Source organism: Photobacterium sp. 53610 (assembly GCF_036409375.1).
Taxonomy (GTDB): domain Bacteria; phylum Pseudomonadota; class Gammaproteobacteria; order Enterobacterales; family Vibrionaceae; genus Photobacterium.
This window is the reverse complement of sequence record NZ_JAXOFS010000001.1, coordinates 1,248,739-1,268,159: the sequence shown is the minus strand read 5'-3', so window position 1 is coordinate 1,268,159 and position 19,421 is coordinate 1,248,739. Positions and strand designations below refer to the sequence as shown.

Sequence of the window (19,421 nt, the reverse complement as noted above, 5' to 3'; positions counted from 1 at the left end):
TGACGATGTCCCTTCAGCGATTAAAAGAATTTCTTGAAATGGATCCATCCAATGCGTTGCTGGCCCTTGATTTGATTGGGGGCTTAGCGAAGCAGGGAGACTTCCGGGCAGCGATGCAAATTGTTGATCAGTCACTGGGACTGAATGATGATCATGCAGATTTGCTGAGTTGGAAGGGGCACTTATGTCTGGCTTTAAATCAGTATGATGACGCCGTTCAGGCCTATCATGACCTGTTCCGTCGCGGTTACGCTCAGCCGGGTCTGAAAATTAATTGTGCACTGGCCTATTTTCAGACCGGAAAGTATGAAGCGGCTTATGAGTTGCTGGCGCAGATTCCTGAACTTGATGTGGCAAATACGCTGCTGAAAGCACGTTGCCTGGCGCATTTAGAAAATAACTCGCAGGCGATTGCAGAAACGTATCGTTTACTCACAACGTGTACGCCGGAACAACACGCTGAAGTTCACGGACTGCTGTCCTTATTGTATCTGGATGATGCGCAGTATGAACTGGCTGAAAAGCATTGCCGCACATCGTTGCAGCTGGACAACAGCCAGTGTGATGCTTTGATCACCAGCGCTAGTTTATCTCTGTACCGGCTGGAGACGGAAACGGCGTTAATCATCCTGGAACCATTACTGGCACAGCATCCGGAAATGGGACGCCTGTTGGCGATGAAGGCGCTGTCATACATGTATGCCCACCAATTCGATGCTGCAATTCAATGGTATGAAAAGGCGTGCCAAAAAATGCCAGGACATGTTGGCAGTCGGGTGAACTTAGGCTGGTGTTATTTTTCGGTGAAGGATTATGACCGTGCCGAATCCTGCTTCAAAGAAGGTCTGAAAATAGACCGGAATTTTGCTGAATGTCATGGCGGTCTGGCAATCGTGAATGCTGTCCGGGAAAAATGGTCAGTTTCACAGGAACAACTGAAGCGGGCCCTGAAGTTAGATGCCAATTGCCCGTCTGCATTGTTTGCAAGGGCGCTATATTTACAGGTGAAAGGGAAAACCAAAGAGGCAGACTCGATTATGTCAGGACTGATGGCATTCAAATCGGACCTCAGCGTTGAAAATCTGTCGGAAGCGATGACAAAAATAATCCTGAGTCGTCAGCCATAAAATGGACAAAGATGCTGCCAGCTACTTATTAAGTGAATTAATGCATGTGGCTTTTATTATTTGTGGTCCAATTTTGCTGGTTGCATTGGTCGTTGGATTAATCATTAGTATCTTGCAAGTGGTAACACAAATACAGGAAATGACATTAACCTTTGTGCCGAAAATGATTGCAGTCGCACTTGTGATTATGCTGATGTCGAATTGGATGCTTGGGGTATTAACGGAGTTTGCAATCAACATATTTGATTATGCGGCGAGTTTGTGACACTGAATGCTGTTTTAAGTGACTGGCAATCTTATACGATTGTATTATTTCTGATTCTTTTAAGAATTACGCCTGCTTTAGTGTTCAGGAGTATTAACCCATTATCGATGTTACCGCCTTTTATAAAAATGGTGGTCACCGTTGTGATTGGTGTGATTATTTTTACTCATACCATCGATCAAAATTTAATAATACGCGCTGTGCATTTAGAGGGTACGGCATTGGCGGTAGCGTGCCTGAACGAGCTCTTTATTGGTCTGGTTTTCTGGTTCGCCTTGGTTGTCACCTACGGTGCAATATTTACGTTTCTGAAATTGCTCGATATGCAGGTAGGTTTTAATCCGATGGGGATTTTTAACCCGGCGATGCAGGAATCGGAACCAATTCTGACCCGGGCAATTATCATCTTTATCTCATTGATGTTTTTTGTCACCAACGCGCATTACACTGTGATTGAGTTACTTGCAGCATCCATCCGGTCTTTTCCGATCCTGTCAGGTCCCGGCGAACCGCAGCTGGACATGATGATCGCGTTATTTTCATCACAGATGGTTCTGGCATTTCTCCTGGCACTGCCCGTGATGATTGCTATTTTTTGGGTTGATCTGCTTTTAGGGCTTTGTAATAAAATGATGCCTCAAATCAACATTTACTTTGTTGGTTTACCCGCAAAAACTGCTGTCGCCTTCCTGATTCTCGGAATTTCTTCCAGACATGTCAGTGAAATTACAGACAGGCTGTTTGATGGTGTCTTTTCATACTGGCTTTCGCTTTATTGAGGGCAACGGGATGGCATCAGAAGAAAAAACAGAAGAAGCAACACAGTATAAATTGCAGCAAGCGAAGCAAAAAGGGCAGGTCTCCAAGAGCATGGATGTCAATGCTTTCGCTGGCTTGCTGATTACATTGGTCACAGTTCTGTTTATTGCCAAAGAAATTGGCGTGCAGCTGATGGCGGTGATGCAAAACGTTTTCCTGATGGCGCCAGACATATCGGTACAAAGTGACAGCTGGCTGATCGGGCAGATTTTTGAATCTTATATCTATGCCACGATGCCTGTTTTTCTGTTGGCGATTTTAATTGGCGTCATTGTTAATTTCATACAAACGGGTGGGATTTTCAGCTTTCATCCGATAAAACCGGATATCAAGAAAATCAATCCGATCCAAGGGTTTAAGAAGTTATTTTCTTTAAAGTCCTTGTTTGAGCTGGTGAAAAATCTGCTCAGGCTGTCATTGGTTTCGGTACTGGCGTATATGATTTTCTATGATGAGATATTTACATTACCGGATTCAATCAGCTATTCGTTGTCAGGCACACTGGATAAGGTCAATGCCCTGCTGATTCAAACCATTGTCTTTTTTATTCTGGCGATGGTTCCTTTTACCCTGTTCGATCTGATATTTCAGCGCTGGTCTTTTCGCAAAGAAATGCGGATGTCGAAAAAAGAGGTGAAAGATGAATATAAGAACCAGGAAGGTGACCCGGAAATCAGGTCGAAAAGGAAACAGATTCAGAAAGAATTGCGAGGAAAACTGGGCGCACTTTCAAACGTTCCTTCAGCGGATATGGTGATCACCAACCCGACTTTTGTTGCAGTTGCACTGAAATACGATCCGAAAACAATGACCGCGCCCAAAGTCGTCTCCAAAGGGAAAGGGCAGCTTGCATATCAGATCAGGAAAACAGCCTGTCATCATCAGGTTGTGATGAAAACTAATATTCCGCTTGCTCGTGCGCTGTATCAAAAAGTGAAGCTCAACGCTGAAATACCGCCAGAGTTATATGATCAGGTTGCCGAGATTTACCGCTGGTATTTCAATACTCAGCATCAATAAAGTGATAAACCAAGGAACTCATCTTGTTTAAGCAATATATGCTGAAGGACTGGCATAGTAATTTATTTATCATCGGTGTTGTGTTGATTCTGATGGTGATATTTTTGCCGGTTCCGCCTGGAGTGCTGGATTTCCTTCAGATTATCAACTTCAGCGTTGCACTCTTAATTCTGTTACTGACGTTTTGTACGGATAAGCCACTCAGCTTTTCAACGTTTCCATCCATTATTCTGATTGCAACGTTGTTCCGTCTCTCACTGAACATATCTGCAACGCGTTTAATTCTGAGTGAAGGTGAAGCGGGGCACGTGATTGGCGCCATCGGTGAATTCGTGGTTGCCGGAAACTATGTGATTGGCTTTATAGTTTTCATCATTCTTGTTGTGGTTCAGTACGTTGTTGTAACCAATGGTGCGCAGCGTGTGGCGGAAGTCGCGGCCAGATTTACCCTGGACAGTATGCCCGGTAAACAGATGGCGATTGATGCCGACATGAATATGGGTCTGATTGATGAACATGAAGCCCGGGAAAGGCGTTCGAATATCGAGCGGGAAGCAAACTTTTATGGGGCGATGGACGGCGCCACAAAGTTTGTCAAAGGTGATGCGATTGCCGGCATTATTATCATTCTGATCGATATTATCGGGGGAGTGTCTGTCGGGGTCGCGCAGCACGGGATGAAGTGGGGAGAAGCCCTGACGAAATATTCTCTCCTGACGGTCGGTGACGGGATTGTCACGCAAATCCCTTCTCTGATAATTGCGGTGGCCACCGGCATCATTATTACCCGGGCAGCCACAGACTATGAACTCAGCCGCGAGATTGGCCGACAGGTTTCATCACACCCCCGAACACTCATTCTGGTGACGCTGGCGCTGGTGCTGGCACTGTTTCTTGATGGCTTACCGACGTTGCCGATTTTGCTTGCGATCGGGTTGTTTGGCGGTTGTGTCTGGTGGGCAATCAAGTCCAATCACGTGATTGAGGTCCACGATGCGGAATCGGAAAGCAAAGATGATCTCGTGGATTACATCAAGATTCATCCCATTGAAGTGCGTCTCGGGAAGGAACTGAAAAAGAATATTGAATCCGGCAACTGGGCACTGGATAAGCGCCTGGAAGCCCTCAAGAAGCTGGTGGCGAAAGACTTCGGCTATATTCTGCCGGATATTCAGTTTAAGGCGGACAGTGAGCTGGATGCGGATCGCTATGAAATCCATATTCACGGCTCCCGCACCGGAAAAGGTCAGATTCAAAGCAATCGAATTATGGTGATCAGCGCCCCTGAGATCCTGGCGGAAATGACCGGGGAAGCCACCAAAGAGCCGGCTTATGGTTTACCCGCGCTCTGGATTGACGACACCATGCGGTCATTTGCGAAGAGCCGCTCCTGTACAGTCGTTGAGCCCGAGATGATTATTTTCACGCATATTTCAGAAGCGATTAAAAATAATCTGCAGGATGTGCTTTCCCGAAAAGACGTCGAACAAGTGTTAAACCGTTTAAAGCAGGACAATGCGTCTCTGGTCGAAGAAATTGTGCCTCAGCTCCTGAGCATTTCTGACCTGCACCGTCTGCTCAGACTCTTACTGAGCGAGAAGGTCAGCATCCGTCATATTGAACTGATTCTCGAAGCGGCGTCTGAGCATGCGAGTGCTGAAGATAAAAATATTGAAAAACTGGTTGAGAAAGTCCGGGAACGATTAGCACTTCGGCTCTGTGACCGTTATCTGGACCCCGAAGAGCATTTGAACGTAATCACCATGACGCCGCAACTGGAGTCCATGCTCAAGCGTGCAATCGGCGGCGACAGCCATGATGGTCAGATTGCTCCGGGCGAAGTTGAGTCTGTGCTTCAGCAACTGGTCCGTCAGTGTGAAAACGTGATGGAAAAAGGTCTGGAACCTGTGTTGCTGTGCTCCGGTACCCTGCGAGCGCCGCTTCGGAAAATCACCGAGCGAGTGGTGCCAAGGCTGGCGGTGATATCTGCGCAGGAAGTGAAGGGCATCAAGCTGATCCGGACCGTTGGTCAGCTCACGCATGGGGAAAGCCGTTAAATGGACAAAATTTCAGGTATCGTGATGCATTCCCTCAGCCGCGATATGAACACGGTCAATCAGATCAGTACCAATACCCAACATGTGACGACTACCGGGTTTAAAGCATTACTGGCCTCTGATGACGCGGGGAAGAACCAGACGAAAACAGCGGGGCAGATTATGAACCTGTCGCAGGGAGAGCTGAAACAGACGGGGCGTAATCTGGATTTTGCCATTCAGGGGACGGGATGGTTTGTCCTGAAGTCAGGCAAAACCGTGGCGTTGACCCGCAATGGCCAGTTTCAGCTCGACGGTGCGGGTTATGTCGTGGATAGCCGTGGGTTTCGGTTACAAAGTCAGAATGGTGATATTCAGTTCGACAGCACCAGTATTCATGTGAATTCTGAAGGGAAAATTTCGGATCCCAGCGGGAATACTGAAGAATTAATTCTGGTACAGGTCGGCGAAATAAATCCGGAACAATATCATCAGGGACATATTATTTACGAGAAAATGCCAAGGCTTGATATTGACAGTCAAAGTCAGGTTTTACAGGGATATCTGGAGCAATCCAACGTTGATTCCGCTTCAGAAGTAGTCGAGTTGATGACGGCAAAACGCCACATTCAAACCATGCAAAAAACATTAGCGGCATACGATCAGGTATTAAAGAAAACCATCAGCGAATTAGGAAAATAAGATGATTGAAGCGCTGTCCAATGCAGAAATGGCACTCAGAACTCAGCAAAAATATATCGACATGATTTCCAACAACGTTTCCAACATTAATACGCCAGGATATAAAGCGAGTACGCCGGTTTTCAATAGTCTGCTGTCCAGCACTACATCTGTTGAAGGTGCTGAGCGTAATCTTTCGGTTGGTGGCGGTGTTGAAATAAAAGATGCGATCTTTCGATTTGTTGATGGCGAGTATAAGTACACGGCGTCGCCGCTTGATCTGGCGATTCAGGGGAATGGCTTGCTTGAGGTCGAACTGGATAATGGTGAAACCGCCTACACGCGTGTTCTGTCCTTACGCAAGCTGGAAGATGGCGCACTGGCAACCGTACAAGGGCACCGTCTGGCAGCCAATATCATTGTTCCGCCTGATGTTGAAGAACTGAAAGTTTCCGGCGATGGCACGGTGTTCGGAAAGATCCAGGGGGAAAGTGACATGCTGGAACTGGGCCAGCTTGAACTCACTGTTTTCGATTCATTTGAAGCATTAAAACCGGGCTCCGGCGGTGTGTGGTATCAGACGGAAGCAGCCGGGAAAAGACAGTATTTAGTCCCGGGAGAAGATGGCGCGGGCACAATTTTGCAGGGATATACCGAAATGTCGAACGTCAATATGATCGATGAAATGGTGTCTTTGATGGCAGCCCAGAGAGCGTACCAGTTAAATTCAAGAGTTATTCAGGCCAGTGATCAAATCTTAGAAACGATTAATAACTTAACCCGTTAATTGTTCCGGTTATGATTCAACAAATATTTTCTGTGAGTCTGGTTTTCATTTTATTTTCTCCCGGTGCATTTGCCGGTTTGAAAGAACCGTTGAATTATCTTTCTGATTATTTATTTACGCAAGGCTACGATAATTTCGTCATCAATAAAGCGGGCGCGCATCCGGACATTGATGATGGATATCAGTTTCAGAAGATTGAATGTCGTTTTGAAATTCATCGCTGCCGGGTCGTTGTTGAACAACCATCGGCTGAGGGGCACGTGAAAACACAGTCACTGTGGTACATCGTCAGCAGTCAGCAGTTAGGCTGGGAAGCAAAACGCAATATCAGGCAGGGAGAGGCCATCAGCGATGATGATTTCATCTGGCGTATGACAGATGCATTTTCCTGTAAGAATCAATTAGCCAAAACAGATGATATGACCCGGAAACCCGTTGCGGTGAGAAAAATAAAATCGGGTCAGGCCTTATGTGAATATGACCTGGAAAAAGGAATGGATGTTCAGAAAGGTGATTTTATCACTCTGGTCAGCCGTTCAGATTCATTCGAGATCACGTTGAAAGTCAAGGCATTATCCAAGGGAAACAGAGGGGATACGGTGAAAGTCAGAATTCCCGGTTCGGGAACGATGCTGGATGCAGCGGTGGTCTCTTCAGGAAAAGTGGAGTTAGTCAGGTGACAAAAAATCGAGACATCCGGATGCTGGTAGTCGTGCTCAGTATGGTGAGTGCCTTCCCGGCCCGGGCCATTGAATTCGACATTGATCATTACAGGGCGAGCTGGGCGGATCAACGCGCTTATAAAGTCGGGGATATTGTCACTATTTTAATTGCGGAAAATGCGAAAGCGTCATCGTCTGCCGGCATTGATGCGGATAACAGGCATAAGATTGGGGTCAGTAATGACTTCAGAGGTGAGCAATTCAATTTAGATGCCGGGCTGCGGAGTGAAATGGCAAATGACGCCAGCACTTCACGGCGGGGGAGTATCAGCGCCACGATCACGGCCAGAATCATAGGAATTGATCCCTATGGCTTGCTCAAAGTTCAGGGTTCTCAGTATGTGACGGTTAACGGAGAAGAGCAACAAATCACACTCAGTGGTTTTATTCGTCCGGATGATCTCAGCCCACAGAATGCAATCATTTCTTCCCGGATTGAATCGGCCCAAATCGAATTGAGCGGTATTGGTGAAGTCAATGATAACCGGAAACCAAGCATATTCCGTTCTTTGTTCAGATGGCTGGGTTTTTAACGATGAACGTTTTGATGAAAGCCGCGCTTATCGCCGCAACCTGCTTTTTTACAGTGAATGCCTTTGCGGCAGAAACCTATGTTCGTCTGAAAGACATTGCCCGCATTGAAGGTGATCGGGACAACGCTCTGATTGGCTACGGCCTGGTTGTTGGTCTGGCCGGCAGCGGCGATTCAAGGCGGAGTAAGTCGACTATCCGCAGTATTTCAAACACGCTGCGCGAGTTTGGTCTGATCGTAGCAGATGATGACATCAACAGCAGAAACGTTGCTGCGGTGATGGTAACCAGTGAGGTCGGGAGTTTTTCAGAACGCGGGGACAGGATTGATGTTGCGGTGTCTGCGATCGGGGATGCGAGAAGTCTGATCGGCGGCACACTCTTACTCACCCCTTTAGAAGCCATTGACGGGAAAACCTATGCCGTTGCTCAGGGGCAGATTTCTGTCGGGGGCTATAAGTTTGAACAGTTCGGGAATACGGAGCAAAAGAACCATCCGACCGTGGGGATCGTCCCTAAAGGCGGGACGATAGAGCGAGAGAATACGGGTTATCTGGTGAACAAAAACGGCAAAGTGGGCATTGTGTTGCGTGAAGCCGACTTTGGCACTGCAATTAACATCGCTGATGCGATCTCAACGCTCGGATATCAGGCGGAAGCCGTCCATTCCGGCAAAGTAGAGGTGAGTTTACCTGCGACGAACCGTAACGCGGTTGTTCGTGCCATCGCCAGCATGGAGTCGCTGAATGTGCTGGCGTCCCAGAAAGCTCTGATTATCGTGAATGAACGAACCGGTACCATCGTTTCCGGTGGTGATGTGCAGGTGAATTCACTGACGATAGCGCACGGCAATCTGGAGCTGAGTATTCGTACGCAATACAGTGTCAGCCAGCCGCAGGATGTCATTATCGGGCGCCATATTGAAGGAAATAACAGCAAGACGGTTGTCGTACCGGATACCAATATCAGTGTGAAGGATGATAACGCCAAAGTTGCTCACTTCAGCCAGACAACCACCATATTTACCCTGGTCAGTGAACTGAGAAGACTGGGTTTATCGACGCGGGACATCATTGTGATTTTGCAGGCAGCCGATAAAGCGGGTGCGATTAATGGCAAATTAATTCTTCAATAAATATCAGTTGATATTTTACGAATGTCATAAAGAAAACAGGCCCTAGGTTAAATTCCGATGGGCATGATAAAAGGATGTTTCAATGAACTTGGATATTCTGCTTGAGGAAATATCTTCCTCGCTGAGTCGATTATCAGTCGAATCCAGAGTGAATAATTATAACCTGGTTGCTGCACGTCTAGGTGAGCAACAATATAAAGTCACTTTTTCTGAAACTTTGAATTCGGAAACAACATCGCATCGTGTTTCTAATTTTCATGGTCAAAATACAGAAATTCAGGTTGAACCGCAGGAACAATCGATTGATGACATATTGCTGAAAGCCATTGAGTTATCCAGTCAGAATAACCGGCTGGTGACTCTGATGAATGCCCGGCTGGATCTGGAACGCATGATCATCAAAGGTGGCCGTTGATGGAAAAACTGAGTGCGATTGATTTGATGTCTCTATCGATGCAAATTGAAAAGCAGAAAATGGAGACGGCAACTTATAATCTTTCCATTATCAATCAATCTTTTGGCGACCGACTTTCTGTGCAGCGTGCCCAGAAAGTGGATGTCGCAAATTTACCTTCTATTGATGAAGTGATCTCAGGCGTACGCTCGAAAGAAGTTCAGGTGAACAGTCAGGATGACGGTAACGTCGTGGGTCGGGTTGTGTCTTATGAAGGCGGAAAGCCTGTCATTCAGTATCGGTCAGACATCAAAATTGAAGCGCAAATGATTCATCTGAACGACGCCACACGGGCCTATGAGGCGAGTCTCAGGCTGTTCAATATGAATAAAGAGATGTCATCGAAAATCCTTCAGATTGGGAGTAAGCGATAATGAAAGTTGAAGCAATTTCGGGGGATTTACTGAAATCGCTCCAGAGTGAAGCCTTATCCGGCACTCAGCAGAATATTCAGGTGAATCAGGCAAATTTTACCGACCAGCTTGCCAGTATTGATGAGCGTATTCTTGCTGTCTCAAAAGGTGAAAAAATTGAGTTGCATGAGTTGATGATTGATATCGAGCGCGCAAAGCTCAGATTGGAATATTCAGTTGCATTGAGAGATAAACTGATCGATGCATATAAAGAAGTCACCAGAATGCAAGTGTAGAAAATGGAATTTAATCAAAGAGGAAAAGTCCTACTGGCTGTAGGCGTGGCAGTGATTTCTCTGGCTGCAATATTTGTTTATTTTCTGGTTTTGAATAAAGACTATGAACTTGTTTTTGCCGAACAGCCTCCTGAACAGCTGGCCAAAGTTGCGACAAGTCTTGAGAATGCCGGAATGAAATTTCAGTATCCGGAATCGGGACAGGGCATTTTGATCGAGAAGAGTAAACTTGCCGAAGCAAGAGTACAACTCTCGAAAGACCAGGTGTTTCAGAGTGATATTACCGGGCTGGAAATTTTTGGTGAAGCGCAGCATGCCATGTCTGACTTTTACCAGAAAATTAATTATCAGCGCGCCATTCAGGGGGAACTGGAAAAGTCACTGCTGACGATTCAGGGCGTTTCTTCGGCTCGGGTCCACCTGGCGATTCCGCGAGAGCGAACTTTTTCACAAAATAAAACCCCGGTGAAAGCTGCAGTTACATTAACGCTTTCAGCGTCTGAACCAGTGAATCAAAGAGCGCTGGTTGCGACAGTGAAACAGCTGGTGTCGAATTCTGTGATTAATCTGGAACCGGAAAATGTCTCGGTACTGAACAGCAATGGTCTGATTCTGTCTGGCGGTGTGCCGTCACTGGATGAAAACGCTAGCTTTGGCATCAAGAAAGAGATTGAACAGGACATTGAAGCAAAAGTGATCCAGTTGCTCTCTGCTTATTTTGAGGCTTCGCAGATCGGCGTGTCTGCGTGGGCAACGGTGAACAATGACAAAATCAAAGAGTCGTCTGAGGGGCTTGAATCTGCTGAAGCACCGGTGGTGACCAAACGGGTCACTGAAACAACTCAGGGCAGCAAAAATAAGCCGAAGTCGACCGTGCTGAATGAGGAATTCAGTTATAAATCTGTGAAGCGGGATATTGATTATCAGCGCGGAAAACTTGAGCGTCTGACGGTCAGCGTGATGATTCCGGAGTCTGAATATTTCACGAAAGACGTGTTGCAGAACCTGCTTCGTACCGCGATTGGCATCAATGAAACTCGTGGCGATCAATTGTCGGTGGCATTGATCCCGGTTGAGGCGCTTCAGCCGGAAGCCGCAGTGCAGGAGATTCGTCCTGCGCTTGAGGCATCGTCTCCGCTGAATGCTGAAACGGATGCACATAGCCAAACTCAATCTCAATCCCAGCTGGGTGCTTTACCGGATACGGAACAACCCTGGCTCTGGGGTTCTGTCGGTGCTTTCGTACTGCTGCTGATTGCATTCCAGCATGGACTGTATCGGCGTAAGTTGTCGTTAAAGCGGGATGAAGAAGCGATGATTTTGAAAGATGTTTCACTATGGCTGGAGGGGCGTGAACTTGAGCAAAACACTCAACTATAGTCTGTTACTTTTAAAATCATCTCCCGGATTGCAGGCGAAAATTTTGTCCCGGCTGGATTCAGGACAGCAGCTTCTTTTGAAAGAAAAACTGCAAAGCGTGCCTTTGGTCGGACTGGAGAAGCTTCGCCAGATGAAAGACCAGCTGTGTGAAAAGATGGCGACGCAATCTTCAGTCATGCAGCTTCAGCCAGCTGCAGGGTTGATCAGTCAAGATGGCCTTCAGGATGATGCTGATGCGCGAATGATCGACTTGATGATCAGCTCGGAAGTATTTGAGATTCAGACCCGACAAGAAGCATCAGCCTATCTTGAGTGTCTCGATGACACTGCGATTCAGCTGCTGCAATCCTATCTTGATTCTGCAAATTCAAAAGAGTGTTGCGATGAGTGATTTGAATCTGTCATCCCTGCCTTTGAGTGATCGTTCAATGAAAGGCTTTATCGAAAAGAACTTTCAGTCTGAACTTGAGCAGGCCTTTCTTGCGGAAAAGCAACGCGGCTATCAGGAAGGGATTCATGAGGGGCAACGGCGTCTTGCAGACCGGGAACGTGAAATCACGGAAAAGGAAGCCGAACTCCGTCAGCAAATGGAGCAGTTTGCGCTGAGAGAGCAGGCGCTATCAAAAAAAGAGGCCATTCTGGGCCGGAACGCCAGTCACCTGACTGAAATGATGCGCAGTCTGGAAGCCGAGTTTCAGCGTCAGCGTGAGGACAACAGGGCGGATATCATTTATGTCCTCTCCAGCGTCTTTCAAAAGGTTTATCACACTGAGCAGATGCAGCACTTACTCATGGAATTAATCTCGGCTGAAATGGCTAAGCTGCCGAAACCTGTGGTGCATCTTGAAATTTCAACTGAGACCGATGCCTTGGTCCGGAAACAGGAGACGGACATTTCTGGAGGGTGTCAGTGGATTGTGGATCCCGCGCTGTCGGCTTTTGAGGCAAGAATTGTGACCGAAGCAATGTCAGTCAAAGTGTCTCCCAACCGAATCCGGCAAGTGTTCAAAAGTAATTTGATGGACCTGATTGATGAAATCGAATAAGTGGCTGCTGACTTTGCTGGATGGGACCACAGAAGCTTCGGTGGCAACCGAATATGGTCGTGTTGAATCCGTATCGGGCTGCTTTATCGAAGCGTCGCATCAGGGCTGTGTGGTGGGTGAGGAAGTCACCATCTACGCCCGGTCCCGTGTTGTCGAAGCGGAAGTCGTTTCGATTCAGGGAAATCGATGCCTGCTTGCCCCTTTAACCAGTCTGGAGGGAATTGGGGTCGGCAATGATGTTGAATACAAGAAGCAGCTGCCGTCGGTTGAGCTGATGAACAACCCGTTCGGTAAAGTCTTGAATGGCTTTGGTCAGGTAATCTCAGCGCAGGAACAGGAAACGGTCAGGGAGACGACGGCTTCAAATCAGCTGACGCTTTCCACCGAACCGGCACCCGTGAGCGCAAAGGAGGCGGTGACCGCGAAAATGGAAACCGGCGCAAGAATTATTGACGATATCTTTCCGCTCGGGATGGGGCAGAAAGTCGGGATCTTTGCCGGTTCCGGTGTGGGGAAATCAACCCTGCTCAACAAGCTTTATCAGGGAATGCAGGCTGACGTTAAGATTATTGCGATGGTTGGTGAGCGAAGCCGGGAAGTGGTTGATTTTTATCAGGACCAGATGTCTGCCGGTCACTGTGACGATACCATCTTAATTGCTTCGACATCGGAAGATTCTCCGAGTCTGAAAAGGCGCGCCGTGTATGTTTCGCTTGCGTACGCCAGACATTTTTGCGCGCAGGGAAAAAACGTCCTCTTTGTGCTGGATTCCATCACCAGACTTGCTCACGCACTTCGTGAAATAGGGATATCCAGAGGAGAGCTGCCCGTGGCGAGGGGCTATCCGCCCTCTGTTTTTGCTGAATTGCCTAAAATTGTCGAATTATGCGGAAACTTTAAAAATCAGGGCAGTATTACGAGCATTATGTCCGTACTCGTTGATGGTGATGATGAAAATGAGCCAGTGTCAGACTTCATGCGCGGGGTCCTTGACGGGCACTTTATCCTTGACCGCAAACTGTCAAACCATGGTTTATACCCATCAATCAATATCTTAAAAAGTCGTTCACGGGTGATGGAGAACCTGTTTTCACCGGATGAGCTGACGTTTGAAAAGAAAGTCAGATCGATCTACAGCGATTATTCAGAGGTGGATGATGTGGTCCGGACCGGGCTTTATCAGGCCGGAACAAATGATGAAATCGATAAAGTCATCGCGATGAAACGGCAATTAGATCGGGAACTCTATTGCTGGAAACATCGGATTGATGAGGAGGTAAAGCACGATGTCCTCAGATATGAATAGTGTGATTAAATTAAAAAGCATCGAGCAAAAAATAGAGGTCATGAAAGGCTGGAAAAAGATTTCAAAAATTGAAAAACGGCAAGACACACTGAAAAGAATGATGCATGAAATTGATTCGGAATATAACGATCTGAATCATCACTTTGATGCTTGTACAAATGCTGAATTAAACAATCTTGCCATTCATCATGCCTCTTATCTCTCAGCCATGCGAAAAAACCTGCAAGATGAATTTTCTCACCTGTCAGAAAAGCATCAGCATGTGACGAAAGAAGTGACGCTGGCAAACGCGCGTGTAGAAATATTTGAAGAGCTGGATAAGGAAACGCGCACGCAACAGGTAGCCAGGAAAAACAGAGCACAGCTTGAATCTGAACTCATGGAAGCGACGGACAGGAAGAAGCATGACGCAGATTCACAGTGAGAAATGCTTCAGCCAGCAGCCTTTCCGGCAATCACCAACACTCAGTCAGCAGAAGCCAGGGCATCAGTCCCGATCTTTTGGTGAGTGTTTGAACCGTCAGGCTGAGCCAGGCACGCAAAAGGAAGAAGCTCAGAACAACTCGCAGCGGGCAGCAGATGTATCGTTGAAACAACAGGTCGGGGGTCTGCCCTTTCATGAAAGTGAGTCGGCTGCAGCGCATGTGGCGCTGAACCACCTTCGTGAAACCGCATTGCAGGGAAAAGGGCAGAGCACGCGGGTTGAAAATCTTTATCAGACCGAGCAGACAGAAAGCGAGATTGAAGAAGCTCTGGCGTCTGAAGATTTCAATGCGCATTCAATTGGCCGGGATATCGATGTTCTGAGTACTTTATTTCATCGTGGCGACGAAGAAATGAATACCGGGAACTTCATTCATCAACTCGTTGCAACCGGACAATTTGACACAATTCAGGTCAGTGAAAAAAACAGCGATTCTCTGTTTCCATCGATGAATGGTGAAACAGACCTGAATCGTTCAGACCATCGGGTGTCTGGGCTCAGCACCGGGTTTCAGTCTCACGCGACTGGCGGCTATTTTGAGCGGTTATCCGGAGAAACGACTGCTTCCGCTGAAAGGGTTTTCTGGCGCGGAAAAATCCAGCATTCGGCGAGACCCGCTGTTCAGAATGAATCGGTGATGGATGCGTATCAGGCCCGGAAACCCGCTTTCTCAGAAGACTTTACCAAAACCCTGTTAAAAACATTTATTGAGCCGGACAAAATCAGAGTCTGTTTTCGGGATTACGCGGGGCAGACCCATAAAGAAGCGTTGATGAAGCTCATCCAGGCATTGCATGTGCAGTCGGATGGGCCAGTCTTCCTCACCTATAACGGCGTAACTGAGGTGCATTATGGCGATACCACCCGTGGGTAGCGTAACGCAATCCCAATCTGCGACACAGCTGAATGCTGCGCTTGGACAAGACGATTTTATTAAATTGTTCATGTCTCAGTTGAAGGCACAGGATCCGTTGGAGCCGGTCAATAATCAGGACTTTCTGGCACAGATGGCCCAGTTTTCATTGCTTGAATCCAGCCGGATGGCCAATGAAGAATTAAGCCAAATCCGGCAACTGGTTGAATCGACGCAAGGCGTCGGTCTGATGGGAAAGTTTGCTGAAACACAATCAGCCAACGGCAGTATTTTAGGTGAAGTTGTTTCCGTCGGATTTACACAAAATGGCACTGTCGTCAGCCTGAAAATTAAAGATGAAAATGGTCAGGATTATTATGTCAATGACCTGCCTGTTACGAAATTAAGCCGGATTTATTCTGGCGAATAACCTCAAAGGATAGAGAATGTTTCAGTCTTTTTATAATGGCTTGTCCGGAATGCAGACAAGCTCAAAGGCGCTGGATATTGTCAGTGATAACGTCGCGAATATGCAGACGCCGGGTTTTAAAGCCAAAGATGTATTTATGACGAGCGTGCATGGTGGCGGTAAAGGATTAGGTTCTCAGGTTGCGGAATCCGGTCACCGATACACCAATGGCGAAGTCGCACAAACCGGAAATAATACGGATGTGTTTCTTGATGGCCGGGCATTATTTGCGCTCAAAGATGGCGGTAACTATTACTACACCCGGGCGGGAATGTTCACGCTCAATGACCAGGGTGTTCTGGTTGACCGGCTCTCCGGATTTGAAGTTGTCGGCATTGATGATGCCGGACGCCTGAGTCCGATTCAGGTCGGTTCAAATGATGTGATTCCTGCGGTTCCCAGTACGTCGGTCTCGATTAAAGGCGAGATTTCGACCAAAGATACCAGCGTCGAGTTAGAAAAGATCCACTACGTCGCCAGTGATGGCAGCCATCAGCAGCTCAGCGTGTCTCTTGAATATGATGAAGCTTCAGAGAGCTGGGCGGTCAGTGTGAAAGATTCAGACGGTAATGAAGTGGGGACAGGCAGCCTGGAGTTCGACCTTGGCGGGACACTGAAGGTCGGAAAAAATGAAGTGTCTGCGACGCTCGAGGATGGGCAGGCGCTCAAGATTAAATTTGGGGAAGCGGGATCATTAGCCGGCGTGACGCTCCGAAATGAAAATGAAGAGTCCAGTCTCAGCCTTGATGCGGTGGATGGTTCTGGCGAGTCACCTTTTTCAGACATCAGTCTGACCAATGAAGGCCGGGTGGTTCTGCAATACGGCAACGGCGAACAAAGAGAGATTGGCACCATTGGTGTCGCGAAAGTGGAAAACTATAGCCATTTTCGTGTGAAAGAGGGCCATCTTCTGGAAACGCAGGAAAAACCGGAAATCTTGCAGATTGGCCGCGGACTGGATGCCAATCTGATTGCCGGGGCCATCGAATTATCGAACGTAGATTTGGCGCAGGAGTTTGGCGATATGATGGTGATTCAGCGATCCTACCAGGCCAGCTCTCGCGTTATGAGTGTGTCGAATCAACTGATTGAACAACTTTATAACAGTACGGGAAGTTAATGAACAGTCCGCAAATTCAGCTCAATCATGATGTCATTTCAGATTATCTGCTTGCTTCGTTTCAACGGGCATTTCAAGCGTTAGGCAGTCATGCCTGTTTATCCGTAGAAAGAAGAAATCCCGCTCAAGTGAAGACGGCGGATATGTACACGTCGGGATTTCATGATCTTCCGGGTGTGGAGCTGTTCTATAACGCTGATTTTGCGTCTTTGCTGATGCGCAGAAGATTTGGCGACAAGGTGAATCCCTCAGCTCATGAAGACCCGTTTGCACGACATGTGATTCAACACTGGCTCCTCGACTGGTTTAAAAAAGAGGAACTGCTGTGGGATGCTTCAGAGCAAGATGATCAATCGGCCTGTTTTCGGTTTTGTGCTGGCGAAGCTGAAATCCTGTTGAGTTTATCTCAGTCTGTTCAGAAGCGGATTCTGACACAGAAGCTGTCACTGGATTTAAAGAAACGGCCGGATCAGCGCCAGGTTTTGTCGGCTCTTGCTGATTCTCCTGTGAAATTATCCATTGAATTACCGCAAATTACGGCAACGGTTGAAAAGGTTCGCCTGTTAAAGCAGGGAGATGTTCTAAAAACGAATCGAAAAATTAATGATGGTCTGATTCTGAAGTTGGATCATCAGGTCATATCAAATCATGTTTTTGTTTCTTTCGAAAATGGTGAAGCAAGCTTAATTGTTGGGAGTGTTGCAGATGAGCGTTGAACTGAAGAAAAATATTGAATCATTTTCTGAGAAAGTGTCTTTAGATACCTTTTCCAATATAGAGGTCAGCCTTGATGTTTTAATCGGTGAAATTAAAACTGATATCGGCTCTCTGATGAATCTTTCTGCCGGAGATATTCTGAAATCGGATGTGAAAATCTCAAACAAGATCGATCTGAACCTGAACGGAAATAAAATCGCTGAAGGGATTCTGGTGGAAGAAGACGGCTACTTTGCATTACAAATTGTGAGTGTCAGCGGATGATTTTCAAAGAGGTGGACTCAGTGCTCACCCCCGGATATTTCCTGCTGATTATTTTCCTGATTCTGACTCTGATTCTTGTGACCTGGTATAAAAGGAAGAATACTCATAATGAGGGGAAATTAAATAGTAAAATCAGGGTGTTGGAAAAGGCTTTTTTAGATAATAAGACTAAAATATTTGTGATTGAGTATGAAGGAAGTAAACATTTTATTGTTTCAAACTCAACATCTGTTTCAGTATCTCAAAAAATAGAAAGTTAATTTTTATGTTCAACGGGAACATCATTTAGATGGATATCGATCTTACGCATCCAATTGTTCAGTCATTTTTCTTATTAACTGCTTCGGCTTTTATACCTGTGCTCTTGGTATCCGCAACCTGTTTTACCAGATATGTCATCGTTATTTCTCTGTTACGAACAGCTTTGGGACTACAACAAACACCACCCAATATTGTTGTGATTTCAATTGCGCTGTTCATGAGCATTTTTACCATGGCGCCAGTGTATCAGGATGTAAAATCCGTCTCTTACGATAAGTATCTGTCTGGTGATATCACTCAGCAGGAAGCGATTGAAAAAGGGATTGACACATTTTCTGAGTTTTTGATTTCAAAGACTTCAGAGAAGGATTACTACTTTGTAAAAAGTCTGAACAGTCAGCAGGCAGAGAATGAGACATTACTGGAACTGACCACTCTGATTCCAGCTTTTATGCTGAGTGAGCTGAAGGCCGCGTTTCAATTTGCATTTGTGATTTTCTTACCTTTTCTCCTGATCGACCTCATCGTTGCAAGTGTCCTGATGGCCTTGGGTATGATCATGTTGCCGCCCATTTCCATATCACTTCCGATTAAGTTGCTCATTTTCGTTCTGATTGATGGTTGGACTTTACTGGTTGGAAGCCTGATCAGAGGCTTTTGATTTTTCATGAATGAAGTCATTGAGCTCAATACGGCACCCGAATCTGATGATGAGAAGACGAAAGATAAGCTTGTCAGCTGGGAAAATGTCACGTCTTTACTGCCCTGGTGTGACATTATCGCGAAGCAATTTGTGATGAAACATAAATATAATCACGAGATTGATTTTGATGATTACAGGAATATCGCCGTCATCGCACTTTATGATGCCTTGAGCCATTTTGATGCCAGAAAAGGTTCGTTGAAATCCTACTGTTTTACGTATATGTATCATGAAATCAACCGGTGTCTGATGAAGTCAAACAGTTATCTCTTTAAGAAAGTTAGTATTCATGCTGAAGATGTTTCCGGCACAGATATGATTGAGGAATCTCCTGGTTTTTATACTTTGTCTGCCAGGTTGAATGGTAACAGAGATGAGGGGGAACATGATGAGGCGGCAGCATTAATTTATATTGACAGATACTTCTCAGAACTCAGCCATGATAAGCAGATAGTTATCTTAGAACATTATTTTAACGCAGTTTCACTGAAAGAATTAGCGGCCCGGATGAGACGCACGCCTTCAAGAATCTCTCAAATTCATCAGAGTGCACTGAAAGAACTCAGCAAAAAGTTAAATTCATAGGATCAAC

At 46.4% G+C, this 19,421-nt stretch carries 25 protein-coding genes; all 25 read left to right on the top strand.

All coding sequences use genetic code 11. The features are described from left to right. Window positions 1–38 precede the first annotated feature (38 nt). The 25 genes from SPK40_RS05820 to SPK40_RS05700 all read left to right on the top strand — a co-directional run bounded on the left by SPK40_RS05820 (window position 39) and on the right by SPK40_RS05700 (window position 19,414). On the top strand, window positions 39–1,127 hold the full coding sequence (locus SPK40_RS05820) for a tetratricopeptide repeat protein (RefSeq protein WP_330959734.1): 1,089 nt from the start codon (window positions 39–41) through the stop codon (window positions 1,125–1,127). Between the two features lies 1 nt (window position 1,128). Further along, entirely contained in the window at window positions 1,129–1,392 is a 264-nt protein-coding gene (gene fliQ / locus SPK40_RS05815; protein ID WP_248139653.1) for a flagellar biosynthesis protein FliQ, read from the top strand. Beyond that, entirely contained in the window at window positions 1,389–2,171 is a 783-nt protein-coding gene (locus SPK40_RS05810; protein ID WP_330959733.1) for a flagellar biosynthetic protein FliR, read from the top strand. Before fliQ ends, SPK40_RS05810 begins: the two co-directional genes overlap by 4 nt. Before the next feature lie 10 nt (window positions 2,172–2,181). Continuing rightward, window positions 2,182–3,231 carry a flagellar biosynthesis protein FlhB gene (gene flhB, locus SPK40_RS05805; protein ID WP_330959732.1) on the top strand — a complete coding sequence of 350 codons (1,050 nt, stop codon included), beginning with the start codon at window positions 2,182–2,184 and terminating at the stop codon, window positions 3,229–3,231. Window positions 3,232–3,254: 23 nt separating this feature from the next. Further along, complete coding sequence (locus SPK40_RS05800; RefSeq protein WP_330959731.1) at window positions 3,255–5,288, top strand: flagellar biosynthesis protein FlhA; 2,034 nt, start codon at window positions 3,255–3,257, stop codon at window positions 5,286–5,288. After that, complete coding sequence (locus tag SPK40_RS05795) at window positions 5,289–5,969, top strand: flagellar hook-basal body protein (protein ID WP_330959730.1); 681 nt, start codon at window positions 5,289–5,291, stop codon at window positions 5,967–5,969. Between the two features lies 1 nt (window position 5,970). Continuing rightward, on the top strand, window positions 5,971–6,735 hold the full coding sequence (locus SPK40_RS05790; RefSeq protein ID WP_248139663.1) for a flagellar hook-basal body protein: 765 nt from the start codon (window positions 5,971–5,973) through the stop codon (window positions 6,733–6,735). 11 nt (window positions 6,736–6,746) lie between these two features. Beyond that, window positions 6,747–7,415: a flagellar basal body P-ring formation chaperone FlgA gene (gene flgA / locus SPK40_RS05785; RefSeq protein ID WP_330959729.1), complete on the top strand. Its 669-nt coding sequence runs from the start codon at window positions 6,747–6,749 to the stop codon at window positions 7,413–7,415. Further along, window positions 7,412–7,990 (top strand): flagellar basal body L-ring protein FlgH, encoded by a 579-nt coding sequence (locus tag SPK40_RS05780; RefSeq protein WP_330959728.1) that lies wholly within the window; start codon window positions 7,412–7,414, stop codon window positions 7,988–7,990. The genes flgA and SPK40_RS05780 overlap by 4 nt, the downstream gene beginning before the upstream one ends. 14 nt (window positions 7,991–8,004) lie before the next feature. Beyond that, a complete protein-coding gene (gene flgI / locus SPK40_RS05775; RefSeq protein WP_330959727.1) occupies window positions 8,005–9,123 on the top strand; it encodes a flagellar basal body P-ring protein FlgI in 1,119 nt (372 codons plus the stop codon). 82 nt (window positions 9,124–9,205) lie between these two features. Beyond that, window positions 9,206–9,538 (top strand): hypothetical protein, encoded by a 333-nt coding sequence (locus SPK40_RS05770; protein ID WP_248139671.1) that lies wholly within the window; start codon window positions 9,206–9,208, stop codon window positions 9,536–9,538. Beyond that, on the top strand, window positions 9,538–9,951 hold the full coding sequence (locus SPK40_RS05765; protein WP_330959726.1) for a hypothetical protein: 414 nt from the start codon (window positions 9,538–9,540) through the stop codon (window positions 9,949–9,951). Before SPK40_RS05770 ends, SPK40_RS05765 begins: the two co-directional genes overlap by 1 nt. Then, entirely contained in the window at window positions 9,951–10,226 is a 276-nt protein-coding gene (locus SPK40_RS05760) for a flagellar hook-basal body complex protein FliE (RefSeq protein ID WP_330959725.1), read from the top strand. The genes SPK40_RS05765 and SPK40_RS05760 overlap by 1 nt, the downstream gene beginning before the upstream one ends. A 3-nt stretch (window positions 10,227–10,229) precedes the next feature. After that, the gene (locus tag SPK40_RS05755; protein ID WP_330959724.1) at window positions 10,230–11,606 is read left to right on the top strand and encodes a flagellar M-ring protein FliF C-terminal domain-containing protein; all 1,377 of its coding nucleotides are present in this window, start codon (window positions 10,230–10,232) and stop codon (window positions 11,604–11,606) included. Next, window positions 11,584–11,997: a hypothetical protein gene (locus SPK40_RS05750; RefSeq protein ID WP_330959723.1), complete on the top strand. Its 414-nt coding sequence runs from the start codon at window positions 11,584–11,586 to the stop codon at window positions 11,995–11,997. The genes SPK40_RS05755 and SPK40_RS05750 overlap by 23 nt, the downstream gene beginning before the upstream one ends. Next, window positions 11,990–12,652 carry a hypothetical protein gene (locus tag SPK40_RS05745; protein WP_330959722.1) on the top strand — a complete coding sequence of 221 codons (663 nt, stop codon included), beginning with the start codon at window positions 11,990–11,992 and terminating at the stop codon, window positions 12,650–12,652. The genes SPK40_RS05750 and SPK40_RS05745 overlap by 8 nt, the downstream gene beginning before the upstream one ends. Continuing rightward, window positions 12,639–13,958: a FliI/YscN family ATPase gene (locus tag SPK40_RS05740; protein WP_330959721.1), complete on the top strand. Its 1,320-nt coding sequence runs from the start codon at window positions 12,639–12,641 to the stop codon at window positions 13,956–13,958. Before SPK40_RS05745 ends, SPK40_RS05740 begins: the two co-directional genes overlap by 14 nt. Window position 13,959: 1 nt before the next feature. After that, on the top strand, window positions 13,960–14,382 hold the full coding sequence (locus SPK40_RS05735; protein ID WP_330959720.1) for a hypothetical protein: 423 nt from the start codon (window positions 13,960–13,962) through the stop codon (window positions 14,380–14,382). Further along, complete coding sequence (locus SPK40_RS05730; RefSeq protein ID WP_330959719.1) at window positions 14,363–15,316, top strand: hypothetical protein; 954 nt, start codon at window positions 14,363–14,365, stop codon at window positions 15,314–15,316. Before SPK40_RS05735 ends, SPK40_RS05730 begins: the two co-directional genes overlap by 20 nt. Next, a complete protein-coding gene (locus SPK40_RS05725; protein ID WP_248139687.1) occupies window positions 15,294–15,725 on the top strand; it encodes a flagellar hook assembly protein FlgD in 432 nt (143 codons plus the stop codon). The genes SPK40_RS05730 and SPK40_RS05725 overlap by 23 nt, the downstream gene beginning before the upstream one ends. Window positions 15,726–15,741: 16 nt before the next feature. After that, window positions 15,742–16,884 carry a flagellar hook-basal body complex protein gene (locus tag SPK40_RS05720; RefSeq protein ID WP_330959718.1) on the top strand — a complete coding sequence of 381 codons (1,143 nt, stop codon included), beginning with the start codon at window positions 15,742–15,744 and terminating at the stop codon, window positions 16,882–16,884. Between the two features lie 176 nt (window positions 16,885–17,060). After that, a complete protein-coding gene (locus tag SPK40_RS05715) occupies window positions 17,061–17,600 on the top strand; it encodes a FliM/FliN family flagellar motor switch protein (RefSeq protein WP_330959717.1) in 540 nt (179 codons plus the stop codon). Further along, window positions 17,590–17,865 carry a FliM/FliN family flagellar motor switch protein gene (locus tag SPK40_RS05710; RefSeq protein ID WP_248139693.1) on the top strand — a complete coding sequence of 92 codons (276 nt, stop codon included), beginning with the start codon at window positions 17,590–17,592 and terminating at the stop codon, window positions 17,863–17,865. Before SPK40_RS05715 ends, SPK40_RS05710 begins: the two co-directional genes overlap by 11 nt. 289 nt (window positions 17,866–18,154) lie before the next feature. Then, the gene (gene fliP, locus SPK40_RS05705; protein WP_330959716.1) at window positions 18,155–18,787 is read left to right on the top strand and encodes a flagellar type III secretion system pore protein FliP; all 633 of its coding nucleotides are present in this window, start codon (window positions 18,155–18,157) and stop codon (window positions 18,785–18,787) included. A 6-nt stretch (window positions 18,788–18,793) separates the two neighbouring features. Further along, complete coding sequence (locus SPK40_RS05700) at window positions 18,794–19,414, top strand: sigma-70 family RNA polymerase sigma factor (RefSeq protein ID WP_330959715.1); 621 nt, start codon at window positions 18,794–18,796, stop codon at window positions 19,412–19,414. The last annotated feature ends 7 nt before the right edge of the window (window positions 19,415–19,421 follow it).